Annotated in this window: 15 protein-coding genes; 6 read left to right on the top strand and 9 right to left on the bottom strand. The window is 58.2% G+C overall.

Annotated features, from left to right (window positions below):
• Nucleotides 1–16: 16 nt before the first annotated feature.
• The 5 genes from ACY8D3_RS08565 to ACY8D3_RS08545 all read right to left on the bottom strand — a co-directional run bounded on the left by ACY8D3_RS08565 (nucleotide 17) and on the right by ACY8D3_RS08545 (nucleotide 3249).
• Nucleotides 17–994 carry a tyrosine-type recombinase/integrase gene (locus ACY8D3_RS08565; RefSeq protein ID WP_462383347.1) on the bottom strand — a complete coding sequence of 326 codons (978 nt, stop codon included), beginning with the start codon at nucleotides 992–994 and terminating at the stop codon, nucleotides 17–19.
• Nucleotides 991–1191 (bottom strand): hypothetical protein, encoded by a 201-nt coding sequence (locus tag ACY8D3_RS08560; RefSeq protein WP_462383345.1) that lies wholly within the window; start codon nucleotides 1189–1191, stop codon nucleotides 991–993. Before ACY8D3_RS08560 ends, ACY8D3_RS08565 begins: the two co-directional genes overlap by 4 nt.
• Nucleotides 1188–1991 carry an ATP-binding protein gene (locus ACY8D3_RS08555; protein WP_462383343.1) on the bottom strand — a complete coding sequence of 268 codons (804 nt, stop codon included), beginning with the start codon at nucleotides 1989–1991 and terminating at the stop codon, nucleotides 1188–1190. Before ACY8D3_RS08555 ends, ACY8D3_RS08560 begins: the two co-directional genes overlap by 4 nt.
• Nucleotides 1981–2904 (bottom strand): hypothetical protein, encoded by a 924-nt coding sequence (locus ACY8D3_RS08550; RefSeq protein ID WP_462383341.1) that lies wholly within the window; start codon nucleotides 2902–2904, stop codon nucleotides 1981–1983. The genes ACY8D3_RS08555 and ACY8D3_RS08550 overlap by 11 nt, the downstream gene beginning before the upstream one ends.
• A 126-nt stretch (nucleotides 2905–3030) precedes the next feature.
• On the bottom strand, nucleotides 3031–3249 hold the full coding sequence (locus tag ACY8D3_RS08545) for a hypothetical protein (protein WP_462383339.1): 219 nt from the start codon (nucleotides 3247–3249) through the stop codon (nucleotides 3031–3033).
• 103 nt (nucleotides 3250–3352) lie between these two features.
• On the opposite strand from ACY8D3_RS08545, the gene ACY8D3_RS08540 reads away from it, so the two are divergent.
• The gene (locus tag ACY8D3_RS08540) at nucleotides 3353–4213 is read left to right on the top strand and encodes a LexA family transcriptional regulator (RefSeq protein WP_462383338.1); all 861 of its coding nucleotides are present in this window, start codon (nucleotides 3353–3355) and stop codon (nucleotides 4211–4213) included.
• A gap of 1046 nt (nucleotides 4214–5259) precedes the next feature.
• On the opposite strand, the gene ACY8D3_RS08535 is transcribed toward ACY8D3_RS08540, so the two are convergent.
• Together ACY8D3_RS08535 and ACY8D3_RS08530 are read right to left on the bottom strand one after the other, a co-directional pair.
• Nucleotides 5260–5808, bottom strand: a complete 549-nt coding sequence (locus ACY8D3_RS08535) for an ImmA/IrrE family metallo-endopeptidase (protein WP_462383336.1) — start codon at nucleotides 5806–5808, stop codon at nucleotides 5260–5262.
• 5 nt (nucleotides 5809–5813) lie between these two features.
• A complete protein-coding gene (locus ACY8D3_RS08530; protein ID WP_462383334.1) occupies nucleotides 5814–6185 on the bottom strand; it encodes a helix-turn-helix domain-containing protein in 372 nt (123 codons plus the stop codon).
• 166 nt (nucleotides 6186–6351) lie between these two features.
• Between ACY8D3_RS08530 and ACY8D3_RS08525 the strand changes: the two genes are divergently transcribed.
• Nucleotides 6352–7023 carry an SOS response-associated peptidase gene (locus tag ACY8D3_RS08525; protein ID WP_462383333.1) on the top strand — a complete coding sequence of 224 codons (672 nt, stop codon included), beginning with the start codon at nucleotides 6352–6354 and terminating at the stop codon, nucleotides 7021–7023.
• Between the two features lie 128 nt (nucleotides 7024–7151).
• Here the strand turns inward: ACY8D3_RS08525 and ACY8D3_RS08520 are convergent, their stop codons facing one another.
• Together ACY8D3_RS08520 and ACY8D3_RS08515 are read right to left on the bottom strand one after the other, a co-directional pair.
• A complete protein-coding gene (locus ACY8D3_RS08520; RefSeq protein WP_462383331.1) occupies nucleotides 7152–7445 on the bottom strand; it encodes a hypothetical protein in 294 nt (97 codons plus the stop codon).
• 2 nt (nucleotides 7446–7447) lie between these two features.
• A complete protein-coding gene (locus ACY8D3_RS08515) occupies nucleotides 7448–7741 on the bottom strand; it encodes a DUF1654 domain-containing protein (protein ID WP_462383329.1) in 294 nt (97 codons plus the stop codon).
• A gap of 432 nt (nucleotides 7742–8173) precedes the next feature.
• Here ACY8D3_RS08515 and ACY8D3_RS08510 point away from each other — a divergent pair, with 432 nt between their 5' ends.
• The 4 genes from ACY8D3_RS08510 (at nucleotide 8174) to ACY8D3_RS08495 (ending at nucleotide 9934) form a co-directional block, all read left to right on the top strand.
• A complete protein-coding gene (locus ACY8D3_RS08510; protein WP_462383328.1) occupies nucleotides 8174–8545 on the top strand; it encodes a response regulator transcription factor in 372 nt (123 codons plus the stop codon).
• Nucleotides 8546–8958: 413 nt separating this feature from the next.
• A complete protein-coding gene (locus tag ACY8D3_RS08505) occupies nucleotides 8959–9183 on the top strand; it encodes a hypothetical protein (protein ID WP_462383326.1) in 225 nt (74 codons plus the stop codon).
• Entirely contained in the window at nucleotides 9180–9713 is a 534-nt protein-coding gene (locus ACY8D3_RS08500) for a 3'-5' exonuclease (RefSeq protein ID WP_462383324.1), read from the top strand. The genes ACY8D3_RS08505 and ACY8D3_RS08500 overlap by 4 nt, the downstream gene beginning before the upstream one ends.
• Nucleotides 9713–9934, top strand: coding sequence for a hypothetical protein (locus ACY8D3_RS08495; RefSeq protein WP_462383322.1), 222 nt, complete (start codon nucleotides 9713–9715; stop codon nucleotides 9932–9934). Before ACY8D3_RS08500 ends, ACY8D3_RS08495 begins: the two co-directional genes overlap by 1 nt.
• Nucleotides 9935–9936: the final 2 nt, after the last annotated feature.

Here is a 9936-nt window from a genome sequence, read left to right as displayed (position 1 = left end):
GGAAAGCCACGTGGCACTAGGCCGCGCGATCATTCGTGGAAGATGTGATTTCAGGCGTTCTCAACCTGTGCGCATCGGCGAAACCACGCTCATCGAGCCAGCTATGCCAACGCTCAAGCGCATCGCGGCGCAGATCGATAACCGTCGTTTTGATGTACGTGCCAGCCAACTTGCCCATCGAGTGGTTCAGCAGCAGCTCGCCCACCAAGTAATCAATACCGATCTCTGCCCACACCGTTCGTGCCAGCTTGCGCAGGTCGTGGCTGCGCCACTGCCTCCGACTGATGCCGCGGATGAGCGAGCTGGCCTGCTCCTTCGAAAGCGCTTCGCCGCCCTGCGCTGCAAATACCCACGGGCTGCCCTTGCGCGCCGGATGCTGCAGCTGCCGATAACGGGCCAGCAGTGCGCACGTCTGCTCGGTGAGAGGCACGACCAGCTCCTGGCCGGTCTTCGTGTTCTGGGCTGGGATGATCCATACCCGCTCGGCCATGCTGATGTGCTGCCATCTGGCTAAGCAGGTTTCCGTGATGCGGGTACCGTGCGCCAACATCATCAGAGCCAGCAGGCCGCCGACGGAATCGCGCTCAAACGCAGCAGTCAGCGAAGGCATCAGGGTTGGAACATCGACGGGCAGCAGCCCGGCCGGGCGTGGCGGTAGCTGTCCCGTCCAGAAGTCGCGCCAGTTCACTGTGGCAAGCGGGTTTGCCTCGATGCGCTTCTGCCGCTCAGCCAGCGCCAAGGCCTGCTGTAACGCTTGGACGGCCTTGTGCACCGTGTGCGGCGAATGCGTTTGCTGCATCGGCCAAACCAGTTTGTCGTCCACCACAGCTCGGGTCAGTTTTTTCAGCGCCACATTTGAGAGCGATGGCATAACGTGGCGTGAAACGAGACTGCGCATGGTTCGGCGGTAGCTGTCCGAGACGGACCGGTTTTGGTCGAGGCGTGCAGCCCACCAGGTAAGCACCTGGCCAGTGGTGCGCATGGATGCACTCACGCCGCATCCCCCACACCCATGATCTGTAGATGGCGCTCGCAGATCGCTTTGGCTTCTGCGAAGGACTGAACGACCTCGCCAATGAACTCGCCGCGAATGCTTGCGCGATACTGACTCTCGTCGCCGACAACAAACCGCGCGACCTTGTAGCCCATATCGCTCACGGCGAGCCACCGCGTTTCCTCGCGCCACTTCACAGGATCACTCCCCGCTCGGATGCCCAGTTGAACAGCAGGACGATCACGCCTCCTTCTCTTAGCCGGTCAGTGCAACGCTCACCCAGCGAGGCCTTCACCTCATCGACGCCCAAGTTAGAGATGACGATCGTCGGCCGGCATTGCTCGTAGCGGCCATTGATAATTGAGAACAGCGTGCGCAGTTCGAAGTCGCTTGGCTGTTCCTTAGTGACCCCGATCTCGTCGAGCACCAGAAGGTCAGCCGCGATCAGCGGCGCAAGGATCTGGCGCTCGGTCTTCTCGCTATGGGGACCGTAGCTATCACGGATTGCATGGAAGATGTCCCCAAGCACGCGGTACACCGCGGTCGCGCCGTGGTCACTGATCACTTGGTTGGCGATTGCTGCACCCAGGTGCGTTTTGCCGGTACCAGGTGTGCCGAGCATCATCAGGCAGCGACCCGATTCGGCAATCGCCGGGAACTCATTCACGAACTCGCGACAGGCCTTCAGGGCCTTCTCCTGCCCTTTGCGTTCCGTGCGGTACTGGTCCAACGTTCTTTGCTGAAAGCGCTTCGGGATTGCAGCGGCGCCCAGGCGCTGCTCGAGGCTCCGCCGCCGCTCCCAAGCATCGCGCGCCTTCGCGTCAGCTGACTCGCGCGATTTGCGTTCCGCTTCGCAAACCGGACAGAGCGAAGAGATAGGTCGGCCCATAAGCCGGGTCACTTTCTGCTCGAACGGACCGTGTACGTCACAAATGGCATGGCGAGTTTCAGGCGGCTGCGTTGCGTCACTCATGGCGATTACGTTGTTAGAAAGCATAGGTGCCGTCTCCTCGGTCTTGGAGGCCATGTGTGTAATCACGTTGATCGAATTCGTGGTGGCGGGAAGTCGGAGCGGCCGCTTTCAAGCGGCGAAGGATCCAGTCGGCACGAAAGCCTTGCCAGCCAGCTGACACCGCCTCGGCCAGCACGAGGTCTGGTGCGAGCCCATGCTCCATGCAGCGGCCGATCTCCGTGTTCAGGGCGGACCAAGCGGTCTCGCTGACGCCAGCACGCTTGGCCTTGCGCAACTTCACCCAGTCGGTGAGCAGGGCCTCGCTCAGGTTGTGAGGGTTGTGAGCAAGCATCTGGCGGATGCCGAACGTAGGGGAACGGGTATCAGGTTGGCCAGCGTCATCCGGCTGGGTCCGGTCCCGCTCGGCGGGAACGGGCTCCATACCCTGATCACTGGTTACCTGATTACTGGTTACCTGATTTGTCGGAGATTTTTCCGACCCCTGACGGATATTTTTCCGACCCTGCTCGGATTCATTTCCGAGGCTGCTCGGATTATTTTCCGACCCAGCTCGGATTTTTTTCCGTGGGTGGTCGGAGATTTTTCCGAGCTGTGCGGGTTGGCTCGGATATTTTTCCGACCCATCGACTTTGCGGTTCCACCCTTTGCCCTTTTGGGTTACGCGGACCAGCGTGATGGTCTGGGTATGTGAAACGTCGATCAGGCCGACAGCCTGCAGCTGCTTCAGTAACCGATACGCCGTATCTGGCTTGTCGGTCAGCAACGGCAGCTCCTCGAGGATTTTGGCCTTGCTCAACGCATGGAAGTCGCCGTCCGGCGTGCGCATCACGCGTGCCCAGCTGGGGCACTCGTAGACAAAAGCGAACAACAGGGCCTGAGAGGCATTAAGCCCCCACTCTAGCGCCTTCGCCTGGTTGATCGTAATGGTGTACTGCATGTCAGAACACCTTGCGGTTGTAGCCGCGATTACTGGATGAATTCCCACCTGCATTGCGCTGCTGCAACGAGGACGGCGTCCCACCGATAATGGGCGCCATGGACAGAGAGCACATGGACGTGTCCATCACGCAGCGGCCCGCTTAGCTTTACGGGCGCGCTTAGTAGCCTCGGCGTGCAAAGCGTCGATAGCCGCCCCAACCAGGTAGCTAGGGTTCGTGATGGATTTGGTGCGAATACGGAAGATGGTGGACGAGTCGCAGTTGGCTCGTTCGGCGATGGCCTTGTAGGTCATCCCCATCTCGAACAACTCATCCAATTTCTCAGGAAGGTTGGTAGCGCTCATGGGCTATCTCCAGCTTGGGTATGCACATGATCATGCACCCGTGCATATCCGTCAATGCACAAATCCGTTGAGCTATGCACCGGCCATCGGCAGCATTGCACGCATGCATCATTCTATCGATAAAGTCTTGGCTCAACTCATGTCAGCGAAAGGCATTTCGCAGGCTGAGCTCGCTCGTCTGACAGACGTCAAGCAGTACACAATATCGCGGATCTTGAAGCCTAGCGGCCCCAAGGGGATCAAGGAACCAACTGACCGACAGGTTCGCCCGCTTGCTGACTTCTTTGGCGTTACGACGGATCAGCTTCGCGGCTTTGCGCCTATCGAATCGCTTTCCGTCGAGCCAGCGGTCGAAGTGAAGTCGGACGCCGGCCGGTCAACGCTCGACTTTGTGAAGGAGATGGTTGCAGGCAATAAGACTCTTTCCGAAGCAGCCCGTCAGCGCCTACTGGCCGCAGCCGAAGAACCATCTGAGCCCGCGACACCCACCGTTACCGGTAACGTGATTACGGCTGACTTCTCGAAGCGCCCGTTTGTGGGTGATGAGATCAGGATCGCTCACTACGACGTGGCTGGGGCGATGGGCGGCGGGAAGGTCGTTCATGACTACCCTGAGATGTTCCATGACATCACCGTGAGCCAGGCGCACCTGCGTGAGCTGGGGGTGACGTACAAAGACCCTTCTCACCTGAAGCTGATCACCGGTAAAGGCCAGTCAATGGCGCCGCTGATTCAGGATCTCGATCCTTTGATGGTGGATGCCAGCATTCGCGAGTTCGCCGGCGACGGTGTCTACGCGTTCGTGTGGCAGGGGCATTTCTACATCAAGACCCTGCAGATGTTGGATGCGGACCACTTCAAGATGAAGTCGGCCAATCCTGACTACGACCCGGTCACGATCCGGATCGATGAGACGTACATCCAGTGCAAGGTGTTGCTGGTCTGGAATGCACGGAAGCTTTAATACCTCGGTAATGCTCAAGGGAACGACATGCGCATAACGTTTTTGAGTTTGATGTTGATTGGATTAGCCGGGTGCTCGACTTCCCTGGTGACGTAACAATCCGCAAAGCGTGTTCCTAGCGAAAGGATCTATGCACCGGAGATCGTCGGTTCTACGAAGCCGGACGGAGCGCAGGTGACCTTCCTTCGCGACAGTGGTTTTCTCGGGTCTGGGTGCTCGCACGACCTCTACGTGAACAATAGAAAGGCGTTTGCGATTAGGGCCGGAGAGGGAATCAGTCTGGCATTGGAGCCAGGGGAATACCTTTTCCGCCTAGAGACCGGTGGTGGCGCATGCCCAAATGTTGCTATCTCGGAAGATGCCACGCTGAAGCGTGGCGACGCTCGGGTATACAGGGTGCTAATCCCGTCAGATATCACCCTGCGGATGACTCGCATACAGTGAGATACGACGGAAGGCCGGTTTGATAGCAATGATTCGCGATGCTCCAGTTTTTCTTCATGCTATACGCCGCTGTAACCGCACCTTCACTCAGCTCAGGAGACGCGTTCCTGGGCTAGGCTGCGGGGCTATTGGTGTTCGTCACTGAGCAAACCGGTGCTGAGAAATAGGTGGTGCGCGGTGTTGAGCACTCAGTGATGGGGCGGTATATGTGGCCTCGCCATTCCTTACCCTGCATTTCGGTCGAATCGATTGCGCATTAGCGCAGATCGACTCAACCGATATGGCAAAGCCCCGCGCGCTGTTAGTCAGCGCACGGGGTTATCTCACTAACTAGGCACGCACCAGGAAGCACCAAGCTTCGTGGCCGTAATCCCAAGCGTCCAGCATGCGGTCCGAATTCTTCACCCTGCGATAGCGGCAGCAGACCCAGCGGAACCCTTTCGGAGCCGGTTTTTTAGGCACTGTTCATCGTCACCTCCTTAGCAGAGGGAAATTTTTTCTTGCCATCTGCTAAGAAATGACTAACATTCCTTTCGCAGCCACACTGCAAGGGCGAGCCCCCTCACCTCAGCTCACCGGGCTGATTGGAGCGGCAACTCCAATTAGCTCAAAATTCTCATATTCCTTCTCTTGGCCAGAACTTTGTTCTGGACCTGGGCTGCGTCGTAGCTTACCCCGAACCTTTCTACTACCTCGCGCAAGCTTCTGCACGATGCCAGCTTAGCTTCTGGCATCAGCAATGCTCCGGCAAACCTGTTCGCTTGCCATTCACTGTCTTTATACGCAGGCAAGCGCCCAGTCTCGGCGCGGTGGAACTTCATAGGTGCATTTCGATGCATTAGGTAGTGCCCCAGCTCATGCGCAGCTGTAAATCTGTCTCTACCCCTGCCTTCGCACGCGCCGTAGTAAACATCTTCGCGCAACACGATGCTGTTCTCAGACGGTATCGTCAGGCCGTGATTGCTGCCCATTCGGCTTTGATCCCAGATATCAAAAACGAAACCGTCAAAGAAGAGCGGCATCCCGAGCTCCAGAAATTCCACTATCGGAAATTCATCGTCACGAAGCTTCAAATCCGTCCAGATCGTCTCCGCTAGACGAAAGATTTCGGCTTCGCTTCTCGGTGGAACTTCAAAGGATGGTCCACTCATTTCTACTACCTCTTCTTATTCGCCGAATTAAGCACCTTCAAAATCTTGTCGATATCACTAGAGTCCATTTCATCAAACTGCCGGGAGAAGGCTAGTGCCACCTCTTGATGCTTAACCGATCTGCCTCGTGTCTCGATTTCGACTTGCCCTCTACTCAGAAGAGCAGCCTTTTCCAACTCAGCAAATTCTCCGCTTCCCTGCCTAATGCCAAGGTAATGGCCTAAACGCAAAATGAGATCCTGGGTTAGGTGCCGCTTACCCGTTTCAATAGTCGAGAGATGGGCTGCTGATACTCCCACTCCTTCGGCCATATCTTTAAGGAGTAAGCCCCTATCGATTCTTGCCTTACGAAGGAATTTCCCGATTTCTGTCAACATTTCTCACCCTCCAAGCAAGCCTGATTAGCTCGCTGAAACCTAGATTAGCAGATTTTGCTAATTCGTCAAACGAATCCTGCAAATAGATTTTGACACCGAGGAAAAGCCCTTGTTCATAGAGCAGTTTGCCTAGCCCTAGTGTCTATACGTAGACATTGGAGGGCACATGTGCGGACGTTACGGCCAATATCGAACACCCCATCGCTACGCTGAGCAGCTCGGCCTGCCTGTACCGCCAATTGAGGTCGGGCCGCGCTACAACGTCCCGCCCCGCTCCCGCTGCCTCGTTGTTCGCATGGACGGAGACCAGCCCGTCTTCGCGATGACACCCTGGGGCTACGCGCCCCACTGGGCCGGCAAGCGCCCTCCTTCCATCAATGCCCGTGTCGAGACCGCCGCGACGAAGCCTTACTTTTGCGGCATCTGGAAGTCCGGACGATGCCTAGTTCCGGCCGACTCCTGGTACGAGTGGAAGCGCGACCCGCACAGCGACAAGGTGAAGCAGCCCTATCTGATCCATCTGAAGAGTGACCAGCCGATGTTCTTTGCTGGCATTGGCCAATTCACCGGATCAGAGCACGACGGCTTTGTGATCGTCACGGCTGACTCCGATGAAGGCATGGTCGATATACATGATCGGCGCCCCGTCGTGCTGCCGCCGGATGTCGCCAGAGAGTGGCTGGACCCTGGCCTGCTGCCGGAGCGCGCCGAAGACCTGGCGATCCACCACGCCACGCCCGTAGACGCGTTCGAGTGGTACCCGGTGCAGAAGGCGATCGGCAATGTACGCAACGAAGGTGAGCATCTGATCGCTAGAGAAACCGAGCCGCTCGCCTAAACACCGTTTTCACATTGCGGGCACATGCCTTTCACAAGGCCGGGCGTAGTCTTCACACATCGGCCCATCCGATGCTCCTATGGTGTGTGAGCTTGAGCCCGCTTCGTGCGGGCTTTTCTTTGCCCGCGTTATAGCGACCTCACCCACCAACTCTGCGCATAGGCGACACCATCGATGATTTCAACGCCGGTGATCGTTCCTGCATTTGTCGCCATGCTTTCGACCGAGGCGTCGTAAAGCACCATTGGCTCGATCTCATAAGGAGGCACAACGTGGACCTCTGCGACGGTGGAAGCCCTCCCGAGCGGCGTGCGCGTCTCCAGGCGGATCTGCACGTCCGCCCTGATCGGCTTCGATAGCCTGATCTCCTTCTGGTCGCGAGGCCGGCCCCGCTCGCGCATTGGCACTATGTTGAAGTACATGGTCAAAACGGCGCCGCTTCTACAGCAACGGGCTCATGCTCTACCCGCTCGACATCTGGCGCGTCTGCTAGCTCCCACATCAGCGTGAGCGAGCCGTCGTCTTCTAGCGTCATGTCCAGCCCCTCCGTTTCAGCCAGTATCTCCAGCACCTCTTCCCACACCTGGTCCGGCTCTGAATCCAGCCGGTGGATCGTCACCCGCCGCTCCATCTGCGCCCGCGGCGCCCCCACCATGTTCGATATCCGAATAGCCAAGCGCTCCTGCGCTGACAACTTCCCTTCCCCGCCCAACGACATTCCATAACCCTCCCCGGCCAATACTGTATGAATAAACAGTATCCGTGACCGTGCATCGATGCAAGCGCACCCAATCGAAAAATATATGCACACGTGCATTGACAGTTAAATTGCACAAGTGCATATTTCACCCATCGCCGGCACACACCGGCAGGCAGCGAAAGCCGCCACTGTTCTTTAACAACTAGCGCCATGAACGACTAACCCGGAAACGGGCTAGGTCAGCCCCGGTGGTCATCGGAGGGGCGTCAGTAAATCCGATGAGACAAACCGCTGCGCATGTATGGCGACCGGCGACAGGTGTAGGCCACAGAGGGACTGAACCTGCCGAGGTGCTGACCGAACCGTGCGAATGACCCATAGGGCGCAGCGGCTTCATCACCAGTACGTCTTTGCGAGGACGTAGCGGGATGGAATCACAGGAGTATCCACATGATCACTTGCGGAGAATGGACAGCCCGCCTCAATGCAGGGCTGAGCCCAAAGGAAACGGAGGCCACGGCCTGGTGCGCTAACGGACTGACGATGAAAGAGATCGCGCGGAAGATGGGCGTCTCCCCAGCGACCGTTTCGGATCGGCTCGGCAATGCCCGCTTCAAGCTCGGCATGCAGCGCACCGTGCGCGGCCTATGCCTTGAAGCCATGAAGCGCGGAATCATTTCCCCACTGATGTTGGCGCTCTGCACCGTACTGGTGACCCAACACACCCAGCCTGCTACGCCGTATCGCCGGCCGCCTATCGAGCGACGGCTAGCGCAGCAGCGCGCCTATTCACGATACGAGCTGATCGCAGCGCACGCGTAGCGGCAGAAGGCGCCATGTATAGACACGCCATTGCAATGCTCGCGTTCTACGTGGGCTTCAGCATCCCGCTCATTCTCGCAACGATCTGACAGATCCTCCGTGCCGGTGCGGACCGCCTGAAGCCAGGCGATCGCCGGAAGCGTGAGCCGGTAGAGCGCTCCATCACCGGCAGCATGGGACTCGTCCAGCTACCTGCATGCGAGCGCTCATTCGTGACTGCCGAGACCCGTGCATTGGGGTGCGGGCGGTAGTTGCGTTGCGGACAGCCTGGAAAGACAGGCGCATCAAGAAAGCCGCTTGAGGACCAGCCAGCGAGGTCCTGCGGAAAACAGGCGGCTTCCTTGATGCACACGGTGCTCCGCACCAGCCCCCCTTGCCCAGGACCGCGCCAGCGGCCGCTATCTGGAGCCGCTATGGCAGAAGCCGAACTTTTGGCCTTAAAGGCCAAGGCTGAGAAGAACGTTATGAAGCACCTAGAAATGCTCGAGCGTAACTGCGAATGGCCTTCGCCCGACGTGGTGCGCACTTTGGTACAGGGCTATGACGTGGTGAATCTGCTGGAACCGTTCCAGATCCGCCAGTACAGCCGGCGCATCCAGGTTGCCGAAATCCGCCGCAGAATGAGAATCCCCGCATGATTGACCAGACGCATTTCGTCCTCGATCTCGAGACCTATGACACGCTGCCTACCGCGGCAATCGCTTCAATTGGGTGCGCAGTGGTGAAACGTGGGCAGATCGTTGACGAGTTCTACGTCCGCACAGCAGAGCCCACCGGGACCCTGTCGCATTCCACCGTGCGGTGGTGGCTTGGCCAAAGCGCAGAGGCTCGTGCCGAGGTCGACGGCTCTCAGCCGGGCTTGACTATGTCGGTTGTTCTTGAAGGCTTCAGGCGGTTCATGGAGGCGCATGCACCGCGCGCAGACCGCTATGTCTGGGGCAATGGGCCCAGCTTCGACAACGTGATCATGCGCCATGCATTGCGTGACTGGAACGTACCGGAGCTGTGGCCATACCCAAACGATCGAGACATTCGAACTCTGAGCGCCCTGTTCCCACAAGCCAAGCGCATCGAGTTCGAAGGAACTCGCCACCACGCGCTGCATGACGCTCGCCACGAAGCAAAGATCCTCTGCCGCGCGCTCGCGCTTCATCAGGAGTATTTCTGATGACTACGACTCTCGTCCCAACCATCACAGACGACCAGCTCGAGGAAGTGGTCGGGCGTGACATCAGGGAAGCATTCCGAACCGCAGAGGGTTTGGGATACCGGGATGCGCCTATTCACACCTACCAGGAGCCGATCCTAGGCGGTGGCTTTACCTGGGTGCTGCAGTACCGGGTCGTCAGCTCGTCAACGCAGTCCTCTCAACTATCAAACCGTGTGTGAAT

It is taken from the genome of Pseudomonas sp. Marseille-QA0892 (genome assembly GCF_054950135.1).
This window is presented reverse-complemented; position numbering and strand designations above follow the sequence as displayed.